19 protein-coding genes are annotated in these 21608 nt (G+C 34.9%); 16 read left to right on the top strand and 3 right to left on the bottom strand.

The annotated features are described in order from the left end of the window. Window positions 1-99 precede the first annotated feature (99 nt). The 16 genes from AC1EU5_RS14565 (at window position 100) to AC1EU5_RS14640 (ending at window position 18266) form a co-directional block, all read left to right on the top strand. A complete protein-coding gene (locus tag AC1EU5_RS14565) occupies window positions 100-2118 on the top strand; it encodes a polysaccharide lyase family 7 protein (protein WP_480193146.1) in 2019 nt (672 codons plus the stop codon). A gap of 48 nt (window positions 2119-2166) precedes the next feature. After that, entirely contained in the window at window positions 2167-2544 is a 378-nt protein-coding gene (locus AC1EU5_RS14570) for a cupin domain-containing protein (protein ID WP_480193147.1), read from the top strand. A 408-nt stretch (window positions 2545-2952) separates the two neighbouring features. Continuing rightward, entirely contained in the window at window positions 2953-6132 is a 3180-nt protein-coding gene (locus AC1EU5_RS14575) for a SusC/RagA family TonB-linked outer membrane protein (protein ID WP_480193148.1), read from the top strand. A gap of 10 nt (window positions 6133-6142) precedes the next feature. After that, entirely contained in the window at window positions 6143-7492 is a 1350-nt protein-coding gene (locus AC1EU5_RS14580; RefSeq protein ID WP_480193149.1) for a RagB/SusD family nutrient uptake outer membrane protein, read from the top strand. 218 nt (window positions 7493-7710) lie between these two features. Next, a complete protein-coding gene (locus tag AC1EU5_RS14585) occupies window positions 7711-8412 on the top strand; it encodes a FadR/GntR family transcriptional regulator (protein WP_480193150.1) in 702 nt (233 codons plus the stop codon). Between the two features lie 164 nt (window positions 8413-8576). Beyond that, window positions 8577-9884, top strand: coding sequence for an MFS transporter (locus AC1EU5_RS14590; RefSeq protein ID WP_480193151.1), 1308 nt, complete (start codon window positions 8577-8579; stop codon window positions 9882-9884). A 20-nt stretch (window positions 9885-9904) separates the two neighbouring features. Then, on the top strand, window positions 9905-10669 hold the full coding sequence (locus AC1EU5_RS14595; protein ID WP_480193152.1) for an SDR family NAD(P)-dependent oxidoreductase: 765 nt from the start codon (window positions 9905-9907) through the stop codon (window positions 10667-10669). An 11-nt stretch (window positions 10670-10680) separates the two neighbouring features. After that, window positions 10681-11436 (top strand): SDR family NAD(P)-dependent oxidoreductase, encoded by a 756-nt coding sequence (locus AC1EU5_RS14600; RefSeq protein WP_480193153.1) that lies wholly within the window; start codon window positions 10681-10683, stop codon window positions 11434-11436. A gap of 83 nt (window positions 11437-11519) precedes the next feature. Next, window positions 11520-12524 (top strand): sugar kinase, encoded by a 1005-nt coding sequence (locus AC1EU5_RS14605; RefSeq protein WP_480193154.1) that lies wholly within the window; start codon window positions 11520-11522, stop codon window positions 12522-12524. A 65-nt stretch (window positions 12525-12589) separates the two neighbouring features. After that, window positions 12590-13636: a PfkB family carbohydrate kinase gene (locus AC1EU5_RS14610; RefSeq protein WP_480193155.1), complete on the top strand. Its 1047-nt coding sequence runs from the start codon at window positions 12590-12592 to the stop codon at window positions 13634-13636. 7 nt (window positions 13637-13643) lie between these two features. Continuing rightward, window positions 13644-14312, top strand: coding sequence for a bifunctional 4-hydroxy-2-oxoglutarate aldolase/2-dehydro-3-deoxy-phosphogluconate aldolase (locus tag AC1EU5_RS14615; RefSeq protein WP_480193156.1), 669 nt, complete (start codon window positions 13644-13646; stop codon window positions 14310-14312). Window positions 14313-14323: 11 nt separating this feature from the next. Continuing rightward, on the top strand, window positions 14324-15598 hold the full coding sequence (locus tag AC1EU5_RS14620) for an Nramp family divalent metal transporter (RefSeq protein ID WP_480193157.1): 1275 nt from the start codon (window positions 14324-14326) through the stop codon (window positions 15596-15598). Between the two features lie 91 nt (window positions 15599-15689). Beyond that, a complete protein-coding gene (locus AC1EU5_RS14625; protein ID WP_480193158.1) occupies window positions 15690-16199 on the top strand; it encodes an EF-hand domain-containing protein in 510 nt (169 codons plus the stop codon). A gap of 25 nt (window positions 16200-16224) precedes the next feature. Beyond that, window positions 16225-16962, top strand: a complete 738-nt coding sequence (locus AC1EU5_RS14630) for a YHYH protein (RefSeq protein ID WP_480193159.1) — start codon at window positions 16225-16227, stop codon at window positions 16960-16962. A 67-nt stretch (window positions 16963-17029) separates the two neighbouring features. Beyond that, window positions 17030-17593 carry a toxin-antitoxin system YwqK family antitoxin gene (locus AC1EU5_RS14635; RefSeq protein WP_480193160.1) on the top strand — a complete coding sequence of 188 codons (564 nt, stop codon included), beginning with the start codon at window positions 17030-17032 and terminating at the stop codon, window positions 17591-17593. A gap of 58 nt (window positions 17594-17651) precedes the next feature. After that, window positions 17652-18266, top strand: coding sequence for an SCO family protein (locus tag AC1EU5_RS14640; protein ID WP_480193161.1), 615 nt, complete (start codon window positions 17652-17654; stop codon window positions 18264-18266). 206 nt (window positions 18267-18472) lie between these two features. On the opposite strand, the gene AC1EU5_RS14645 is transcribed toward AC1EU5_RS14640, so the two are convergent. The 3 genes from AC1EU5_RS14645 to AC1EU5_RS14655 form a co-directional block, all read right to left on the bottom strand. Beyond that, the gene (locus AC1EU5_RS14645) at window positions 18473-18892 is read right to left on the bottom strand and encodes a hypothetical protein (RefSeq protein ID WP_480193162.1); all 420 of its coding nucleotides are present in this window, start codon (window positions 18890-18892) and stop codon (window positions 18473-18475) included. A 196-nt stretch (window positions 18893-19088) separates the two neighbouring features. After that, on the bottom strand, window positions 19089-20105 hold the full coding sequence (murB, locus tag AC1EU5_RS14650; protein WP_480193163.1) for a UDP-N-acetylmuramate dehydrogenase: 1017 nt from the start codon (window positions 20103-20105) through the stop codon (window positions 19089-19091). Window positions 20106-20287: 182 nt separating this feature from the next. Beyond that, window positions 20288-21478, bottom strand: a complete 1191-nt coding sequence (locus AC1EU5_RS14655) for a pyridoxal phosphate-dependent aminotransferase (RefSeq protein WP_480193164.1) — start codon at window positions 21476-21478, stop codon at window positions 20288-20290. Between the last annotated feature and the right edge of the window lie 130 nt (window positions 21479-21608).

Raw genomic sequence — 21608 nt, forward strand, 5'->3', positions numbered from 1 at the left:
ACCCATATGACCTCAGAATAGAATTATTCTGTTAAATAATTTGCTAGATTAATTTATATTTTTAATTTTGGTAAACCAATCTGGTTAACCAATTTAAATATGAACAAATTTTTCTTCCTCTTATTTTTCAGCTATTTTTTACTATTTGCTGGATGCAAACATCAAACCAATAATTCTGAAAAGGCCGAATTAAATAAAGTACCGAGCGAAGTAATATCATTTTTTCAGCATTGGAACTTAATTTTAGGAGATGGTTCAAATGTCGGGCAAGCAATTAATTACAAGAACAAGGATTTCTTTTACAGCGAAAATGATGAGCAAGGTGATTGGGTAGTGTTTAAAACACCAAATGCAGGAAGTACTCATGGTACTTCAAACAATACAAGAACCGAGTTAGCTCAGTTAAAAAAATGGTCACCTATGACGGATGCTAAAATGATCGCAACCCTCAAAGTTATGAATGTTTCGACCACAGGTGATGCCCGAGTTGCTTCTACCTATTCAGTAGTGGTTGGTCAAATTCACAGTGCAGATGGGCATGAGAACGAACCGTTAAAAATATTTTACAAAAAATTCCCTGGTCACAAAAAAGGCTCTCTCTTCTGGAATTATGAAATTAATACTGCTGGTGTTGACAATTCTCGTAGATGGGATTATTCGTATCCTATTTGGGGCTATGACTTTTCCGTTGTTGGAACTGATGAAAATATCTATCCACCAGAACCAGAAGATGGGATTGCTTTGGGCGAAGAATTCAGTTATGAAGTAGAAATAAGAGAAGGTATGATGTATCTTACTTTCTCTAGTGAAGGACATGAAACTAAAAGATTTACAAAAAATCTAATCTCATCTGAATATTCTAAACGTTCAGATATACCTGAACAAGTCAAAGATTTGTTTGTACCTATTGGTCAGGATGGAGTTGAGCGTGAGAATGCTTATGCCGAGGAAGGACTTTTTTTCAAATTAGGTTGTTACAATCAAACAAACGGGAAAGACCCCAAAGTAAATAAAGTGTGGTGTTCTGGTGCCGAAACTCATGGAGGAGATATTCAAAAACAGTATGCAGATGGAAACTATGCTGAAGTTTGGTTTAAATCAGCAAGTATCGAAATAAGTGAGGATGCAATCTCAAATGCAGGCTATTTCGAAGCTAACGATGGTTTAAGCAAGAAAACGGTCTATCCAAGTGAAGTGATTCCTTTCATGGATAAATTTAAAATATTGATGGGAGATGGCACTAATGTAGAAGACCTTGTCAACTTTGAAAACAAAGATTTTTTCTATACTGTAATTGATGGCACAAGACGTTGGGTAGCTTATAAAACACCAAATTCTGGAGTAACTTCAAAAAACTCTAGTAACACAAGAACGGAGTTACATGAAAAGCGGGAATGGACACCTGAAGAAGGAGGTAATCTTACAGGTACTTGTAAGGTTATGCAGGTTTCTGTTTCTGGCGATGCTAGAGTAGCTGCTTCTTATTCTGTTGTAGTTGGCCAGATTCATGGTGGTGAAGGCCATGAAAACGAACCCCTAAAAATATTTTATAAGAAGTTTCCAGGTCATACTAAAGGATCCGTATTCTGGAATTATGAGATCAATACAGCTGGTGATGATAATTCTGGAAGATGGGATTTTTCTACTCCTGTATGGGGCTATGATATGTCGGTAATTGGAAAAGAAAAAAGTGATTATCCAAATGAGCCTGCAGATGGAATAGAACTAGGTGAAGAATTTAGTTATGAAGTAAATGTTTATAAAGGTATTATGTACCTCACATTTAAAAGCGAAGGTCATAAAATCAAAACATTTACTAAAAATCTAATTGAATCTGAATATGTTAATAGAGCAGATTTGCCAGCTCAGGCAAAAAAATTATTTGTGCCAATAGGACAAGATGGTACTGAACGTGCTACTGCTTATAAAGGTGAACTTGGCTATTTTAAACAAGGGGCATATAACCAAACCAACGGAAAAGACCCTAAAACAAATATGGTTTGGTGTGCAGGTGCAGAAACCTATGGAGGTGATATTGCAAAGCAATATGAAAATGGCTGTTATACAGAAGTATGGTTTAGAGAGGCAACTGTTGGCCCGGGTGTACCGCTTAAGTGAAATAATCTAGGAGAAAAAGATAATTAAATCAAAAACAATTCAAAAATTATGCAACGATTTAGTGAAAAGTACATTATAACAAAAGAAATCGAATGGGAAGAACTCGGCGGTGGAGTATCAAGAAAGTTCTTAGGTTATGACAACCAAATAATGATGGTACAAGTAAGGTTTGAAAAAGGAGCATTAGGTACACCACATCAACATTTCCATACACAAGCTACTTATTGTGTGTCGGGTAAATTTGAATTCGAAATAGATGGTATAAAGCAAATCGTAGAAGCAGGTGACGGAGTGTATATTGAACCTAATTTATTGCATAGTGCTATTTGCCTAGAAGAAGGAATGCTAATTGATACATTTAGTCCTGTAAGAGAAGACTTTTTAAGTGGGGGAAAGGTTTCTTATTTTGGTAATCAAAAATCATAAAAAATTTGCAAATTCTATCTATAAATACTTCGCGTTGCTACCTAAATAAAAGAAGGAGTTATAATAGTTGTTGTTTAGCCCAATTCGGGAAGATTTTATGGAGTTAAAATTATGATTTCTAAAATTTTAACAATTAAATTTTACGAAAACCTTGTAGTTAACAAATATTTATATATATTTGGAAAACCAATCTGGTAAACCAATTTGGTAAACCAATAAAATTGAAAACAAAAAAAGGACAGGTGCACACCTATCCTTTCAAACTTACTTCTTTGGAGGGAAGTAATAAGCATGTAGTATTTATCAACATGCCTACTGCAAAAATAATAAATTGTTTGTTATTTTCTGTCATGGCCTGTTTTTAAGTGACTACGACAATTCTAATTCAGTTTAATTAAACAATGTATTATGAACTTAAAAACTAAGCTAATTTTAGTTGTTGCACTTTTGATCAACCTAACTCTTTTTGCGCAACAAAGCTTTTTAGTAAAAGGACAAGTAACTTCAGCATCAGATGATTCTCCTATACCCGGAGTGAATGTTATTGTTGAAGGCACTACAACAGGAACTACCACAGATTTTGATGGTAATTATGAAATTCAAGTAAAGAGTGGAAATGTGTTGCAATTTTCTTTTGTAGGATATGCTACTCAAAGTATAACTATTACAAACCAGACGACACTTAATGTTGTGCTTGTAGAAGATGCAAGCCAATTAGATGAAGTTGTTGTCGTGGGTTATGGTACTCGTAAAAAATCACATCTTACAGGTGCTATTGCACAGGTAAAAGGTAATGACGTTGCGGCTATTCAGGCTAATCGTGTAGACGATGCGTTAGCTGGTAAGCTTTCAGGTGTGCTTATTCAAAATCAAAGTGGTGAACCCGGTGCTGATCCTAAAATTCAGGTTAGAGCTGCGTCTTCTCTTTCAGGTGATTCAGGTCCACTAATCGTTGTAGACGGATATCCTATATCTGGTAACTTGGCTACTGTAAATCCTAATGATATTGAGAGCTTAGAGGTGCTCAAAGATGCCGCTTCAGCAGCTATTTATGGATCAAGAGGAGCTAACGGTGTTATTCTAGTGACAACGAAGAAAGGAAAATCAGGTCAATTAAGTTTTAGCTACAATGCCTTTTATAGTACTTCAAGAAAATATGTAGATGACATTGAAATGTTAAAAACATCTGGAGAATGGGCATCTGAATTACAAACAAGTGCTTATGACCTTTCTCAGGTAGATCCACAGTTATTAAATTACAGGTTAAATGCATTTGCTAACGCTCCTGATGTAATTAGTGTAGAAGATTGGTTATTTAAAAATGGATCTACTAACAGTCACGACCTTAGCGTAAGTGGTGGCTCTGAAAACACAAAATTTTTTGGGTCTATTGGGTATTTAAATACAGATGGTATTGCACAAACCCAAGGGTTTGAAAGGTATAATGCACGTATAAATCTTGATACTAATTTAGGTGATAAATTAAAAGCAGGAATTGCTTTAAACGGATTCTACAGTCATCAAGATATATTAGCTTGGGATCAAAGAGATTTGTTAAGAGCTTACAGTATTAGTCCTATTTATCACACAGAGGCTTCCATAGCCTTTGTACAACAATTAGATGGACAAAGACAAGCCCTTGCTGATGGGGGATTAACCATTGCTAATTTAGGCAGAACTTTCGACCGAGATAGAAGAGGTATTGGTTTAGATCCAACTAGTATTTATTTATTACAGCCAGGGGATATTGTACATGATTGGCATTATGGTAGAAACCAAAATGGTATTGGTGGAACAGGGGATGCTGGTGTGGCTGCCAAGCTAGATAACTCTGACCGATGGGTGAAAACCTATTTTGGTAATATGAATTCGTATTTACAATATAACATCATAGATGGTTTAGATATAAAAACGGTTTTTGGTGCAGATATGAGAGACAGAGAACAATATTTCTACAGAGGAATATTATCTGACGGTAGACAACGTTCTACAGCAACTAATTTAGATATATTATCAACTAAAGTTTCAACAATTCTAAGTGAAACTACTTTAAATTATGCAAAAGTAATTGGTAAACACGATATAGCAGCTGTTGTCGGTATAGAATTCCAAAATACTTATAGAAAAGGAACTTTTACAGAAGGAAATAATGTGCCTTTTGGAGTGCCTTTAAATTATGACTTATTTGATGCTGCAGATGTGCTTGTGACTCGAATAGATGAAACAATATCAAGAAGAAGTATTTTTGGTAGAATTCAGTATGCTTATGACAATCGTTATTTGTTCTCAGCATCTCTCAGAAGAGATGGCGATTCTCGCTTTGGAGCGAATAACAGGTACGAAGTATTCCCAGCAATGTCAGTAGGATGGAACATGCATAATGAATCCTTTTGGAATTCAGAAGCTTGGAGCTTATTTAAACTGAGGTTTAGTACAGGATCTCTAGGTACTACATCCTTTTTAGGTGCTTACGATGCTTTAAGTTTATTGAGCGTTGGTCAAACAAGTTTGGGGACAGGCTTCTTAATACCACAAAATTTAGCAAATTCAGACCTAACATGGCAAACCAATACAGAAACTAATTATGGTGTTGACTTAGGATTTAAAAATAATCGCTTTAGGTTTAGTGCAGACTATTATACGTCAGATATTGAAGATATGTTAATTAACCAATCTGTGTCTGAAGTTATTGGTACACCTCAAATAATATTGAATCGAGGGGACGTTACAAGTTCAGGATTGGAATTTGAATTAAATGCTAATCTAATTAATAGTGATGATTTCTCATGGAGTATTGGGGCCAATCTATCTACAGTTGAAACAGAAATTACCAGTTTAGGTGCTGTTGATGAGTTACCGCGTCAAGTTTATGGTGGTCCATCTGGGAGAGGTCCAGAATTTAGAAACTATGTAGGTGGTGAAATTGGTGAAATGTGGGGATATGAAGTGGTTAGCGAGGTTGAAGCTGTACATATGGCAGACCCAACTAGAGCCGTTGGAAATGGTAGTGGCTATTGGTATGTGGTAGATCAAAATAATGATGGTGAAATTACATATGAAGGAGATTACGTAAAATTAGGTTCTGCCAATCCAGACTTTTATTGGGGTTTAAATAGTAATATGAATTATAAAGATTTTGATTTGTCTTTCCAATTACAAGGGTCACAAGGTGCAGAAGTGTATAATATTGACCCGATTTATTGGAAAACACAATTTGGAAGAGCATTACAACCTGATTTTGATGCTAACGACGATGATATAGCAGATGCTAATGGTTTACATTATGAACAAACAAGAAATGCGCATGGATCCGGAATTCAAGATGCTTCTTATATCGCTTTAAGAAACTTGACTCTAGGTTATACATTTAAACCGGATCTTATTGAAAAAATCGGCTTAAATTCAGTTAGAATATATGGGGCAGCTACGAATTTATTTTACATTTTCGGGGACGATTATACTTCATTTAACCCAGAAGGTGTGGAGACAACCAACACTGGTTATGGGGGGCCTACGACTTATGGTTACCAAGAAGGTGCAAGTCCTATTGTAAGAAGTTTTACGTTAGGTTTAAATGTTAATTTCTAAATAAAGAAAAATGAAAAAAATAAAATATATAGGTTTGGGGTTAATTGCTATTTTGGCAATAACCGCATGTGATAATGACTTAGATCAAATACCACCATTACAAGTTGAATCGAGTACGTTAACAGATTATGCAAATATTTTAAATGCGGCCTATCAATACCAAACAGGCACATGTACACCATTAGCAGTGATGGGAGACTTTAGAGCAGATAATATGCTAATGGAAGAAGAACCTTATCCAGCATTTGACAGGTATGATAGTGATTTAGCTGGTGGTGATTTAGTTGAGCAATTTTTTCGCCCATTTTACAGTAATTTGTACAAGGCTATTTTAAGTGCTAATAATGTCATTCAAAATTCAATGGATACTAATGAGGTGGCAGAAGCTAAATTCTTAAGAGCTCTATCTTATTTTAAATTGGTTAAAGTTTTTGGTGATGTTAGCGTAATACTAACACCACAGCCAGATATTGAAGAAATTGGAAACATAGACTTAACAAGGCGATCATCAGCTAGTGTTTACACAGATATTATAATTCCAGATTTACAAGACGCTATAACAGATTTAACAAATAGTGTTGGTAGTGGTCGTGCAAGTGTATTAGCAGCGCAAGGAATTTTAGGAAAAGTATATATGTACCTGAGAGATTTTGGTAATGCTGAAACTCAGCTTGCAGCTGTTATTGCTGATGCTAGCGCACAAAGTGTAATGTTAGAGCCAAATTTTGTAGATGTTGTTACAGACGCAAGTTCAGAAATAATTTTTGCAACACAAAGGTCATCTTCAATTTCAGATGAATATAATTTCACTGAGTTTACTGGATGGTTTAAAGGTGATGATACTAAAGCACCACTTCCTTTGGATGCGGATTTAACGGCAGCTTTTGATGCAGCTGGTGATACGGTAAGAAAAGGACTTTCAATAGATATTGCAAATAGTGTTGGTATAAAGTATAATCTTTTCAATGACGATGGCGAAAAAGTTGATATAAATCTTGACCAAGATTGGATAGAGTTAAGACTTTCAGATGTAATTTTATTGTATGCAGAAGCACAAAATGAAAATGGTTCTGATAGCGCAAGTAATATCTTGGCCCTGTTAGATCCTATTAGAACAAGAGCAGGTTTAGCAAGTTTAAGCGGAACTGCTACTACACAAATGGCAGTTAGACAGGTTATTGCTAATGAAAGAAGATTAGAATTAGCCATGGAAGGTGAAAGATGGTTTGACTTAGTGAGAACTGGTACTGTAGATGCTGAAATGGGTGAAACAGTTAATTCTAATTATTATGTTTTTCCAATTCCAAATTCAGAAATTCTTGCAAGTGATGGGGTGATAACGCAAAACCCTGGTTATTAAAAATTTTGAGAGTATTATTATAAGGTGAAATAAATAGAAATGATTTTAAACGAAAGAAGTTTGCATAATGAGTATTTGAATTAGTTAGTTGTTTTGGGTTTTACTGGAAATTAATTTCCAGTAGAACTCACAACTTTAAGAGCCATCTAAAAACAAATTATTTTCGTAAATTTAACAAAGACAGTCTGGTTAACCAGATTTAATAAAATAAGCGAAACATGAAAATTGAAATTCTTACTAAAAATGATAACCCTTCTTTACAAAATCAAATTATTTCTCAGATCAGAGACTTAATTAACTATAAGAACTTAGAGCCGGGTGATAAATTACCATCAGAGCGTATGCTATCCGAACGGTTTGGAGTCACTAGAAGTAATGTAAGGGAAGCCATTCAGAAGTTGGAGTTTTTTGGATTGTTAAAATCTATACCTCAAAGCGGAACTTTTGTTGCCAATATTGGCATCATTGCATTGAATGGAATGGTGGAAGATATTTTAAGGCTCGAAGATCCAGATTTTAAATCATTGGTGGAAACTAGAATATTGTTAGAACTAAAAACCGTTAGGTTAGCATCCATTAGACGTACAAATGAAGATTTAGAACATATAAAAGAAACACTTGATGCTTATAAAGAAAAGGTGCTTAATGGCGAGGATGCTGTTCAAGAAGATCTCTTGTTTCATTTAGCTATTGCAAAGGCAAGCCACAATAGTACAATAAACACTTTTATGCTTACTATTACACCTGAGATCATTACTAATTTTGAAAAATATCATGTTTGTGATAAAGATCAAGCCGTATTGGGTATTAAAGAACATACTGATATTTATGAAGCTATTAAAGCTCAAAATCCATCTTTGGCAAAAGAAAAAATGAAGATTCATTTTAAAGTACTGTATCAATATTGCTATAGTGTTTAATAACTATAATATAAGCGAAGATAAAATTGCACGCTTTTATCTTCAATTTAAAAAAAAGAATTAGGAGGGAAGTAAATACTCTAATTAGACGATACTAGAGAAAATTTTCTTAGCGAGTACTCGCTCTGGTATTAGCCTGTTATTCCTTTCGTTATATTAGAAATATGAAAATAAAAGGCTTACGTTGGTGGGTAATTGGTCTAATTGCACTAGCAACTGTAATAAATTATATAGACAGACAATCACTTAATGTGCTTTGGCCTCAAATATCAGAAGAATTATATCCAGACAAAAACATGGACGAACGAAAAGATATCTTCGGTTGGATATCCTCAATTTTTTTGTTTTCTTACGCTTTTGGCCAAGCCATTTTCGGTAAAATTTTCGACAAGGTTGGAACAAGATTAGGCTTTATTTTGTCTATTGGTTTTTGGTCTATAGCTACGGCTTTACATGCCTTGGCTAAAGGGTTTCTTAGTTTTGCAATTTTTAGATCAATTTTAGGTGTTGCAGAAGCTGGTAACTGGCCAGGAGCAGCCAAAGGAAATGCAGAGTGGTTTCCTACCAAAGAGCGCGCCTTTGCTCAAGGTATATTTAATTCCGGTGCAGCCATTGGCGGTATTATTTCCATTCCGCTGATTGCATATTTAGCAATTTATTTTAGCTGGCAAATGATATTCATTTTTGTTGGCTTAGTTGGCTTGCTATGGTTAATTCCATGGATGTTAATAGTGAAGGCACCTCCGGGAAAACACCCATGGCTTACGGAAAAAGAAAGAGTTCATATACTTGATATTGCTAAGAAAAAGGACTCAGATGATAATCAAATAGCTGAAAAAGAAGAATATAACCCATCAACTGGCAAGGTGTTAACTCACAAGGAAAGCTGGGGGGTGATTTTAGCATCCGCTGCTATCGATCCAATTTGGTGGTTGTTTGTTTTCTGGATTCCTATCTATCTAAACGAAGTTTATGGCATGGATGTAAAGGCTATTGGAATTTATGGATGGGTACCGTATGTGGGTGCAATGATTGGTGCTTGGTTTGGTGGTTTACTTGCTCAAAATCGAATGAAAATAGGTTGGAACACCAATAAAACTAGAAAATTCGTAATTACCTTAGGTTGTTTGATTATGCTACCTTGTTTCTATTTACTTACCAATCCTGGAAGTCCTGCGAATGCCGTTATAATAATGGCAGTTATTTTGTTTGGATTTCAAACAGCCATTGGAAATATTCAAACATTACCAAGTGATTTATTTGGAAAGAAAACAGTAGGAACTCTATCTGGTTTAGCTGGAATGTCAGCAAAATTTGCCGGAGTTGGTCTTACCGCTTTAGTATCTACATTAACTATTGGAGGAAATTACACACCGGCCTTTATAGTTGGTGCTGTGTTAACCATAATTGTATTAGCTAGTGTTTGGCTTTTGATTAAAAAAGTAGAGCCTATTCAACCTAAAACTATTTAACAATAATATAAAAACATAAAATGAGTACACGAAACGGAAAAATAGCAGTAATCACTGGAGCTACAGGTGGCATTGGTTTTCAAGTAGCAAAAAGGCTAGGTAAAGATGGATATACAGTCATGTTAAATGGTATTGAAGATAAAGCTGGAGCTAAGAGGGTTGAAGAACTAAAAATAGAGAGCATTGATGCTGAATACTATGGATTTGACGTTACAAATGAAGAGGCGGTTACATCCAATATTGTTAAAATTGGTGAGAAATATGGTAAAATTGATGTATTGGTAAATAACGCAGGCGGATTAGGTGGAAGGTCTAGATTTGAGAATATGACCACAGAATTCTACAGAAAAGTGATGGCGTTAAACTTAGATTCTACATTTTTTGCCTCAAGAGCTGCAATTCCTTTTTTAAAGAAAAGTGATAATGCATCAATTATTAATTATACTTCTAATGCCGGTTGGAATGCTGGGGGACCAGGTGCGGGTATTTATGGGACTTCGAAAGCTGGAGTACATGCTATTACTAGAGCATTAGCTAAAGATTTAGCTGAATATGGAATTAGAGTAAATGCAGTATCTCCAGGTACTATTGATACCGATTTTCACAAACAAATTAAATCAACAAAGCCAGAAGTATTTGCTTCTTGGGCAAATAATATTATGTTAGGAAGATTGGGTCAACCCGAAGATGTTGCTGGTGTTGTTTCTTTTTTAGCAAGTAAAGATGCTGCATTTATTACTGCAGAAACCATCCAAGTTGGAGGAGGTCAGGCTTTAGGAATATAAAATTTAAAAGTATGGGTAAGCTAAATGGAAAAGTTGCAGTAGTTACAGGAGGCTCTAGAGATATAGGTAAAGCTATAGCAATCAAGCTAGCTAAGGAAGGAGCGAAAGTGGTTGTCAACTATTTTAATTCTGAAAAAGGAGCTCATGCAACAGTTGCTGAAATCAAAGCTGCAGGAGGCAAAGCTGTTGCGGTTAAAGCTGATGTTTCAAAGTTAAGTGATATTCAAAATTTAAAATCAAAATCAGTCGAAGCCTTTGGTAATAAGATCGACATTCTAGTTAATAATGCGGGAGGTCTTTTTGCTCGTAAAACATTACAAGAGTTAGATGAATCATTTTATGATTTAGTGATGAATGTTAATTTTAAGTCAACGGTTTTTGTCATGCAAGCTTTTGAACCTAATATGAATGAAGGGTCATCGATCATCAATATTTCGTCTCAAGCGGCCAGAGATGGTGGTGGTGGTGGGTCGTCTTTATATGCTTCTTCTAAAGGTGCAGTTACAACTTTTACAAGGTCTATGTCAAAAGAATTAGGTCCTAAAGGAATTCGAGTAAATGCTGTTTGTCCTGGATTAATTGGGACAAAATTCCACGATGATTTTACCAAAGATGAAATTAGAACGAAAGTTGCTGCAGCAACTCCACTAAGGAGAGAGGGTATGGCAGAAGAAGTGGCAGATTTAGTGGCCTACTTGGCATCAGATGAATCCTCATTTATAAATGGTAATAATATAGATATTAACGGAGGTTTAGCTTTTAGTTAGCAAGCATTTAATACTATAAATGAGGAGTGCTTTTCCAGATTGAAAGGCTTTTTTTGTAAATCTAATTAAGACTAATCTTAGTTATGAGTCAAATTGTAACATTTGGTGAAATATTAATGCGGCTATCGCCTCTTGGAAATAAAAAATTTATGCAATCTAATCGCTTAGAGTTTTATTTTGGAGGAACAGAAGTTAATGTTGCAATTTCAATTGCGAATTTTGGCGGAAAAGTAAAGCATATATCATGTATATCTAAAGATTTTATAGGCGATACAGCAATTTCATATTTAAGAAAATTTGGAGTTAAAACTTCTTCAATAATACGTTCTGATCAACCTTTAGGAGTGTATTTTTTAGAAGTTGGTGCCGTGATGCGACCTAGTTCTATTTCTTATAACAGATCACATTCCTCTTTTTCAGAAATTAAACCAAGTATGGTAGATTGGGAAACTTCGCTTAGATGTTGTACATGGTTTCATTGGACAGGTATCACGCCAGCGTTATCTGAAGGAGGCTATAAAACATTAAAAGAAGGCTTGGTTTTGGCACGTCAAAAAGGTCTTGAAATCTCAGTAGACCCAACTTATAGAAGTGGCTTATGGAAGTATGGAATAGCCCCCCAAAAAGCGCTTGCTGATTTATTAAATTATTCAACAATTTTTATTGGTGGGATCAACGAAATAAATGAAATTTTAGATACTAATTATAATTATTCTAATGAAGATTTCATTGAAGCAAGTAAACAATTGATAAAAAAATTTCCATCTATAAAAAAAACATTCGATAAAATTAGAACGCCAATTAATGCTTCTTGGCACAAAATACGATCTAGAATGTGGAATGGAAATGAATTTAGAGAGACAAAGGATTTAGATATTACTCATATTGTTGACAGAATTGGCACAGGAGATGCTTTTGCAGCTGGATTAATTTATGGGTTGCAGAATTTTGATGATTATAAAGCTATGGAATTTGCTGCTGCAGCAAGCGCTTTAAAACATACATATGAAGGTGACGTGAATTTTTCAACAGTAGATGAGGTCATGAATATTTTAGAAGGTAATACTTCAGGTAGGTTTTATAGGTAATTTCAGAAAGATTAATATCCGAATTTAAAATAGATTTTTTGAACATTAGTAAAACAACTTAGACAATGAAAAAAGTAGTCACGTTTGGGGAGATCATGCTAAGACTGGCACCGCCAGGTTTTTTGAGATTTTCGCAAACAACAAGTTTTGATATAATATATGGAGGTGGTGAATCTAATGTCGCAGTTTCGCTGGCAAATTATGGTATACCAGTTGATTTTGTGACGCGCTTGCCTAATAATGATATCGGACAATGCGCCATGATGGAAATGCGTAAACGAGGTGTTGGTGTAGATAAGATAGTTTATGGTGGCGACAGATTAGGCATTTATTTTTTAGAAACCGGCGCGGTAAGTCGTGGTAGTAAAGTGGTTTATGACAGAGCACATTCCGCTATAGCGGAAATTGAACCGGGTATGGTAAATTGGAAAGCCGTTTTTGATGGTGTCGCATGGTTTCATTGGACAGGTATCACACCAGCTATTTCTCAAGGTGCCGCAGACGCTTGTCTGGAAGCAGTAAAAATTGCAAGCGAAATGGGAGTTACCATTTCTACTGATCTAAATTATCGTGCCAAGCTTTGGACGTATTGTGATGAAACTCATAGAGAAAAAATAATGACCAAACTTACATCCTATTGCGACATTGTTTTAGGAAATGAAGAAGATGCCGAAAAACATTTTGGGATTCATCCTGAAGGGTTGGATGTACATAAACATGGGCATGATGTAAAAGCTGAGGCTTTCTTGTCTGTATGTAAACAGATGATGAAAAAATTTCCAAAAGCCAAAAAAGTAATCACAACATTACGAGGTTCAATATCAGCATCTCATAATACATGGGCGGGGGTATTGTATGATGGAAATAAGATGTATGAAACACGTCAGTATCAAATAACCGATATTGTTGATCGTGTTGGAGGTGGTGATTCTTTTATGGGAGGATTGATTTATGGTTTATTGAAATATCCTGATGACGATCAAAATGCACTTGATTTTGCTGTTGCGGCATCATGTTTAAAACATACCATAAAGGGAGATGCTAATTTGGTAACGATCTCAGAAGTAGAAAAATTAATGGGAGGCGATGCCTCTGGTAGAGTAGCAAGATAATTTGACCATGGCTAAGTATTCAAGAATAGAAGTAATTAATACGATGAAGGAAACCGGAATGGTTCCTCTTTTTTATCATCCTGATATAGAATTAGGGAAAAAGGTTTTAAGAGCTTGTTATGATGGTGGTGCAAGACTACTAGAATTCACTGCTAGAGGCGATTTTTCCTATGAAGTGTTTTCTGAACTTAATAAGTTTACCTTAAAAGAACTACCTGGAATGATATTGGGTGTAGGCTCAATAACAGACGCGGCAGCTACATCTTTATTTATGCAAATGGGTGCTAATTTTATAGTAACACCATCGTTACGAGAAGATATTGCAATCGTTTGCAATCGCAGAAAAGTTCTGTATTCCCCAGGTTGCGGTTCTTTAACCGAAATAAATAGGGCAGAAGAATTAGGTTGTGAGATTTTGAAGCTCTTTCCAGGATCTACTTATGGACCTGGTTTTGTAAAAGCTATTAAAGGTCCGCAACCATGGACAAGTATAATGCCAACAGGAGGTGTGAGCACAGAAGAATCTAATTTAAAAGCATGGTTCGATGCTGGTGTTACCTGTGTAGGAATGGGGTCGAAACTAATTAGTAAAGAAGTACTTGCAAATAGAGATTTCGATGGTTTGAAATCTACTGTTACTAACACGCTATCTTTAATTAAAAGATTGAGAAAATAATATACCGATAGATGAGTGCTACAAAGACAAAAAAGTCATTTCTTAAAAAACTAGTAGCACTCATTTTAAGTTTTGGTCCTGGCATATTCGCAATTGGTTATACCATAGGAACAGGGAGTGTCACGTCAATGATTGTTGCGGGAAGTACTTATGGGATGCAGTTACTATGGGTACTACTACTTAGTTGTTTCTTTTCAGGTATTCTAATATATGTCTATGGTAATTATACATTAATCACAGGAGAAACAGCCTTGTTTGCCTTTAAAAAACACTTAAAATGGGGTAAAGTCATAGCCGTTTTGATCATTCTCGGAATTACTTTCGGGCAATGGAATTCATTAATGGGTATCATGGGTATTTCTGCAAATATTATCTATGAGATAGTTGCTATTTATTTTCCGAATATCTCCGAATACAAATACGAAACGGTACTCCTTATAGCAGTTGTGGTGACGGCTCTGTTTTATGGGCTTCTCTTGGTGGGTAAATATACTTTCTTTGAAAAGATCCTTGTCATTTTTGTCACCATAATGGGGCTTTCTTTCCTAATCTCCCTTTTTATGGTGTATCCCTTGCCTTCAGACTTAGTAAGTGGACTTATTCCAACGATTCCTGAAGTTCAGGGAGGTAAAATGTTGGTAGCGGCATTTGTAGGAACAACCATGGCGGCTGCAACCTTTCTATCTCGCCCACTTTTTGTAAAAGGTAAGGGTTGGACTATCAAAAATCTACGGCAACAAAAAAAGGATGCTATTATGGCGGCAGTTTTGGTTTTTATTATAAGCGCAGCAATTATGGCGGTTGCAACTGGGGCACTTTTTTATGAAGGTAAGCCAGTAACTCAAGTGCTTGATATGGTTAACACATTGGAACCTGTAGCTGGTAAATTTGCATTGACCCTTTTCTTTTTTGGAACATTAAGTGCTGGTCTTTCATCAATTTTCCCAATCTTACTAATAGCGCCAATTTTAATAGCCGATTACCAATCTGGAAAGTTAGATACGAGCTCAAGACAATTTAAAGTAATCACAGCGTTCGCTTGTCTATTTGCTTTAATTGTTCCAATATTTGGATCGAATCCTGTTGAGATGCAAATTCTCTCACAGATTTTTAATGTGTTTGTGTTACCCTTAGTAATTTTGGGAATTATGCTACTGATAAACAACAAAAAAATAATGCAAGGCCATATTACAAGTATCTATATTAATACAGCACTTATAGCGGCACTGTTTTTCTCGTGTGTTATTTCTTACAACGGGGTTTTGGCATTATTATCCTACTTTTAAATTCTTTGCTATAAAAGTTAAACTTTCGTTAACAACACAAGTTTTTTTGACAGCCTACATCTAAACATCCATAATCTAAAAATTAAAAGAAATGAAAAATAATGTATTAAAAGTAGGAATGTTATTCGGAGCACTGTTAATGATGAATACAACACTAATAGCACAACAATCAGAAAAAAAAGAGAAGCACGGTAAGAGAATGTCAGTTGAAGAAGTCTTTGAAAAGAGAGATGCCAATGAAGATGGTAAGCTGTCTAAAGATGAAGTCAAAGGAAGAATGGAAGCACATTTTTCTAAAATAGATACAGACGAAGATGGATTCATCACCAAAGAAGAGTTAAAAAAAGCAAAAGAAAATAAAAAAAGAAAGGGGAAAGGTAGACATGGAGACAGAGGCCAGAGACCAAGTGCTGATGAACTATTGACTAAAATGGATGCTAATAAAGACGGTAAATTGTCAAAAGACGAAGTAAAAGGGCGCTTAGAAAAACGTTTTGACACAATAGATACGAATGAAGATGGGGTTTTAACAAAAGAAGAGTTAGAAAATGCACCTAAGCCGAAAAGAGGTAAAGGTAAAAAAGGCGGTAGAAGAAATTAATCATTATAGAACTAAAAATCAAAAAATGAAAAACGCATTAAAATTACTGATAGTTGCCGTAACTGTACCATTCGCATATATTGCTTGTTCAAGTGATGATGACGCTATTCCTGAAGAGGAACCCGCTGCAGAATTACATAAAGCATTTGAAGCATTTAATATAGATGCCGTAACAGTATTTTTAGATGGCTCAAATGTAGTAATTGAAACTACAGGTCTTCCAAACCATGAAACAGTGTATTGGGGAGAAGGTAATGCATTGTATAGAGATGAACCCGATGTGGCTTTAACTCCAAGTATTATGTCTAGTAATAATAATGCAGTAACTATTACTGTAGATGCTACTCCAAATTTAACCGGTGGTACAGTAGCAACAAATTTTGATACTATTGGTATTGCTGTTAGCGGGTCTTCAATTTTTAATGATCAAGAAGGCGGTGGACCTTTAGATCAGGCTGCAGCCAGTTTAGACTGGACAGGTGCTCACATTGGCCCGGGTGTATATCACTATCATTTAGAGCCTAAGGCGTTTAGCGATGATGATGATAGTTTAGTAGGTGTTCTATTAGACGGTGTTTTTTTGTATGGAAGAAAATGTAGTTCTATTGGTACATATCCTGATGATCTAGATGCTTCAGGAGGACATACGTCTACAACGCAGTATACGGAAGGAGAAGAAGAGTATCACTATCATATTATTAATGAATTGTATTCTAATACAGGTTCTTATATAGCTTTTGCTGGTCCTTATCAAGGTTATTAAAATGAAATTAATTAACTCACTTTTTTTCATACTCTTTGTCGCACTTTCTTTTACCAATTGTAAGAGAATGTCATCAAATGAAAATGCAGGCAAAGAAACAATTTCTGATACAAAACAGGAACTAGTTATTGATAATCTTACGGTGCCAAAAAGCGAGTTAGTTTTAAATCAATTAGAAGGAAAATGGTATTATAAAAACCAGCCTTTTAATGGTTATTCAGAAAAATATCATTCAAATGGCGCTTTAGGAGAGAAACTAGGATTTTACAATGGTAAAAGACAAGGAGTAGCAAAAAGATGGTCAGAATATGGAGTATTGCGTTCAGAGTTTTATTATGATCAGAATAGATTAGCAGGTAGTTACAAAAACTGGTGGGAAAACGGTCAGTTATCTCAAGAGTCGAATTATGAAAATGGGATAAAACAAGGTGTAGAAAAGCTATGGTACCCATCAGGGCAACTAGCCAAGTTAAGACATCTGATTGACGGTAAGGAAAATGGCTTGCAAAAAGCCTGGTTAGAAAACGGCAAACTGTATGTGAATTATGAGGCTAAGAATGGTTGTATTTTCGGTATGCGTAGAGTCAATTCATGTTATAAATTAGAAAATGAGGTTGTTGTCAAAAGTTAATAGAGTATTCTTTTTACCCTTTTTTATCCTCTTACTTTTTTCTGGGTGTAAAAAAGAGATGAAAAAAGAAAATGCCAAAGTAGTTGAAACGAGTAGGGTAGACTATCTACCATATTATAGTGATGAATCGTTTACACCTAATTGGCTAATCCCAAATAGTGAAGAAGAGAAAAATTTTCATAAAATCCCTGATTTTAAGCTGGTAAATCAGTTGGGCGATACCATTTCTCAAAAAACATTTGACAATAAAATTTATGTAACTGATTTCTTTTTTACCAGTTGCCCTGGCATATGTAAAAAGATGACAGGCAATATGCTCAAGGTACAAGAAGCATTTAAGAATGATGATCAGGTATTGTTATTATCACATTCAGTAACACCTTCTATTGATTCAGTTTCTGTTTTGAAAACCTATGCAGAAAATTTTAACATCATTGATACTAAATGGCACTTGGTTACAGGTGAAAAAGAAGAAATTTATATGCTAGGTAGAGATCATTATTTTGTAGAGAATGACTTAGGCGTTCCAAAAGATATCAATGATTTTTTGCATACTGAAAATTTCTTACTCATTGATAAAAACAAGCACATTAGAGGTATCTATAATGGATTAAATAGAGCTTCTGTAGCCCAACTAATTACAGATATAAAAGCTTTAAAAAAAGAGGGATAAGATTGGTTTTTTTGAGTTTTTAGGTTGTATAGCCTCACTAAAAGGTGAGGCTTTTTTATGGATTTCGCTTATCGGTCTCGTATAATCGTCAGCTACGGGTTTTAAGTTACTGTTTTTGGATTAAGCACTTACGTTAGCAATTTCGAGTGGATCCGGATGTAGTCGAATTCGCCGTAATTGCAGTTATACATTATTGTGTGTTGGTTTTATAATTTATGTTTTCTCCAAATTTCTTCACCTTTGGTTTTTCCGTGATTTGCTATTCCAAGATATGTTTCAAATCGAATTATTTTCCAAATTCCATTTTTCTTGTCAAGAATGAATCGAATACTGCCTACTTTAGGTTCTTTTTCGAAAGTTACTTGATAACGAGTTTTTGATTTTTTTTCAATAATCTCATTTTTAGAAAAAGACAAATTTGAATATCGAGCAGGTTGTCTAAAATTCAATCCAGAAACCGTTCGGTTCTGTTTCCCGTAACAATATTGGTCAAACAACTTGTTGAAATCTTCTGTGAATTCATTTTCTTTATAGTCAAAGTCATTAAACCCTTTCGTTTCTAATTCGTCAGCTTTTTTTGCAAATTCTTTACAAATTTCAATGATTTGTTTTTCTTCTTGTTCCATTCTAATTTTCAATTCATTCGATTTACAAGTTGTCAAGCAAGTAATCGTTATAAAGTAAATCGCTAAATTCCTTAATCTCATCTCGTTCCTCAACTTACGCACAAAGTTTAGACATCGTTTCATTTTAATGAGCTATATCGGTCGATAAGCGAAGTTATCACAAAATGAATTAAGAATCAGGATAAATTGGGAGAGACTAAATGATATTCACCTCAGCTTCTAATTCAATAGTAAACTTATCTTTTACTGTTTTTTGAATTTTTTTAGAAAGCTCAAAAATTTCCTGCCCGCTAGCATTCCCATAATTTACCAATACTAGGGCTTGTTTTTTATGTACTCCGGCATCACCAAAACGTTGTCCTTTAAATCTGCATTGCTCAACTAACCAACCTGCCGGTACTTTTATTTCTGTTTCAGAAACACGGTAATGTGGTACATTAGGATGCTTGTGTTGCAATTGCCTGAATTGATGTACAGAAACCACCGGATTTTTAAAAAAAGAACCACTATTACCCAACTCTTTAGGGTCTGGTAATTTACTTTGCCTAATGGCAATTACAGCATTAGAAACGTCTTTTATTGTGGGATTGTCAATATCATTTTTCTCTAGTTCTGATTGTATAGCACCATAAGAAGTATTTAGCTGATGCCTTTCTTTTGACAGTTTAAAAGTTACATTGGTAATAATAAACTTGCCTTTGGCATGTTGTTTAAAAATAGAGTCGCGATAACCAAAATCGCAATCCTCATTTTTAAATGTATGAACCTTTCTAGTTGCTATTTCAAGAGCTTCTAGCTCAAATAGTACATCTTTTAGTTCAACGCCATAGGCACCAATATTTTGAATAGGAGCAGTACCTACGTTCCCTGGAATTAAAGACAGGTTTTCAACACCTCCAAAGCCTTGATCTAAACACCACAAAACAAATTCATGCCAGTTTTCGCCTGCTTGTACTTTAACATAGATGTCATTTTCATTCGCCAAATACGGAGACAGAATCTCTTTGCCCTTTAAATTGATATGAACTACTAATTGTTCAATATCTTTTGTTAAGAGCATATTGCTTCCTCCACTAAGGATAAAGAAATCGTTATGATTTTCAATTACTTCTTTGAGTTCATTAAAAGAAGTAACGCTTACAAATTGGTTGGCTTTTACATCAATACCAAACGTGTTGTAGGGTTTTAGAGATATGTTTTGTTGGATGTTCAAGTTTTTGATATACAATTTGGGTTTAAAAACTTAGTCAATTCGAGTGAATTTTACGATTAAAATGAGTAAAATTAGTATCGAGAATCATAAGCTTTGCATTAGTAACAGTTCTCGATACAATTTTTCGTCCCTCAAAATCACTCGAACAGACGTAAATATTATATGTTAAAGCATTCAATAAATTACAGGTTGTATTCCACTAATGCTGCTTTTAGAATAGCTACCGAACGTATCATATCTTTTTTATTCAATACATAAGCAATACGTACTTGGTTTAATCCAAGACCTTCAGTGGAATAAAATCCGGCGGCTGGTGCTACCATAATGGTTTCCCTATCTAATTCAAACGTTTCAAGTAGCCATTGTGCAAAATCATCAGTATTTTTAACGGGCAATTCAGCAATGCAGTAAAAAGCTCCTTTGGGTTTCGCTACTTTTACGCCTTCTATTTTTTGTAATTCAGCAATCAATGTGTTTCTTCTATCAACATATTCTTCTTTTACGGCATCAAAGTAATTTTGTGGCGTGTCCAAAGCCGCTTCGCTGGCAATCAATGCATAAGTGGGCGGACTCAAACGTGCTTGTGCAAATTTTAAGGCAGTTTGTATTAACTGTTTATTTTTGGATACAATACACCCAATACGGGCACCACACATGCTGTAGCGTTTAGAAACGGAATCAATGACTATGGCATTATCTATAATAGATTCTTCTTGTAATATTGAATAATGTACTGCACCATCATAAGCAAATTCACGATACACTTCATCAGCAATTAAGAACAAATCGTGTTTTTTAACGATAGAAGCTAATTTTTGAATTTCTTCTCTGCTATACAAATACCCGGTAGGATTACCCGGATTACAAATTAAAATAGCCTTTGTTTTTGGAGTAATCAACTTTTCAAACTCCTCTATTGGAGGCAAAGCAAAATTATCCTCAATTTTAGAAACTACAGGTACGACTTTAACACCTGAAGCAGTAGAAAATCCGTTATAATTAGCATAAAAAGGTTCTGGAATAATAACTTCATCACCAGTATCCATAATACTGCCAAATGTGAATAGTAATGCTTCACTACCTCCCGTGGTTACTACTAGGTCTTTGGCATCAATATGAATGTCGTTTTTGGCATAATATGATGTGAGTTTTTCACGATATACTTCCGATCCTTCTGATCTGGCGTACTCCAAAACATCAATATCGGTATTTTTAACGGCATCTAAAGCTATTTGAGGTGTTTTGATGTCAGGCTGACCAATATTTAAGTGGTAAACTTTAATACCTCTTTTTTTGGCATCTTCAGCATAAGGAACCAATTTTCTGATTGGTGATTCGGGCATTTGTTGCCCTTTTAAGGAAATTGTAGGCATTCAATCTTGAATTATATAGAAAGCAAATTTGCAAAAATTATTTCAATGGCATCTCAACTTTTTGCAATTTATCAGATGTTAAAATTATACTAAAATCTTGATCTAACCCGTTAATTTTTATATATTTAGA

Source organism: Maritimimonas sp. 2405UD52-3 (assembly GCF_056591715.1).

What these genes read in the sequence shown, in the direction of transcription:
- AC1EU5_RS14575 (WP_480193148.1), top strand. Translation starts at nt 2,953, where the DNA reads ATGAACTTAAAAACTAAGCTAATTTTAGTTGTTGCACTTTTGATCAAC.
- AC1EU5_RS14595 (WP_480193152.1), top strand. Translation starts at nt 9,905, where the DNA reads ATGAGTACACGAAACGGAAAAATAGCAGTAATCACTGGAGCTACAGGT.
- AC1EU5_RS14600 (WP_480193153.1), top strand. Translation starts at nt 10,681, where the DNA reads ATGGGTAAGCTAAATGGAAAAGTTGCAGTAGTTACAGGAGGCTCTAGA.
- AC1EU5_RS14565 (WP_480193146.1), top strand. Translation starts at nt 100, where the DNA reads ATGAACAAATTTTTCTTCCTCTTATTTTTCAGCTATTTTTTACTATTT.
- AC1EU5_RS14580 (WP_480193149.1), top strand. Translation starts at nt 6,143, where the DNA reads ATGAAAAAAATAAAATATATAGGTTTGGGGTTAATTGCTATTTTGGCA.
- AC1EU5_RS14645 (WP_480193162.1), bottom strand. Translation starts at nt 18,892, where the DNA reads ATGGAACAAGAAGAAAAACAAATCATTGAAATTTGTAAAGAATTTGCA.
- AC1EU5_RS14590 (WP_480193151.1), top strand. Translation starts at nt 8,577, where the DNA reads ATGAAAATAAAAGGCTTACGTTGGTGGGTAATTGGTCTAATTGCACTA.
- AC1EU5_RS14655 (WP_480193164.1), bottom strand. Translation starts at nt 21,478, where the DNA reads ATGCCTACAATTTCCTTAAAAGGGCAACAAATGCCCGAATCACCAATC.
- AC1EU5_RS14605 (WP_480193154.1), top strand. Translation starts at nt 11,520, where the DNA reads ATGAGTCAAATTGTAACATTTGGTGAAATATTAATGCGGCTATCGCCT.
- AC1EU5_RS14585 (WP_480193150.1), top strand. Translation starts at nt 7,711, where the DNA reads ATGAAAATTGAAATTCTTACTAAAAATGATAACCCTTCTTTACAAAAT.
- AC1EU5_RS14620 (WP_480193157.1), top strand. Translation starts at nt 14,324, where the DNA reads ATGAGTGCTACAAAGACAAAAAAGTCATTTCTTAAAAAACTAGTAGCA.
- AC1EU5_RS14570 (WP_480193147.1), top strand. Translation starts at nt 2,167, where the DNA reads ATGCAACGATTTAGTGAAAAGTACATTATAACAAAAGAAATCGAATGG.
- AC1EU5_RS14635 (WP_480193160.1), top strand. Translation starts at nt 17,030, where the DNA reads ATGTCATCAAATGAAAATGCAGGCAAAGAAACAATTTCTGATACAAAA.
- AC1EU5_RS14640 (WP_480193161.1), top strand. Translation starts at nt 17,652, where the DNA reads ATGAAAAAAGAAAATGCCAAAGTAGTTGAAACGAGTAGGGTAGACTAT.
- AC1EU5_RS14625 (WP_480193158.1), top strand. Translation starts at nt 15,690, where the DNA reads ATGAAAAATAATGTATTAAAAGTAGGAATGTTATTCGGAGCACTGTTA.
- AC1EU5_RS14630 (WP_480193159.1), top strand. Translation starts at nt 16,225, where the DNA reads ATGAAAAACGCATTAAAATTACTGATAGTTGCCGTAACTGTACCATTC.
- AC1EU5_RS14610 (WP_480193155.1), top strand. Translation starts at nt 12,590, where the DNA reads ATGAAAAAAGTAGTCACGTTTGGGGAGATCATGCTAAGACTGGCACCG.
- AC1EU5_RS14615 (WP_480193156.1), top strand. Translation starts at nt 13,644, where the DNA reads ATGGCTAAGTATTCAAGAATAGAAGTAATTAATACGATGAAGGAAACC.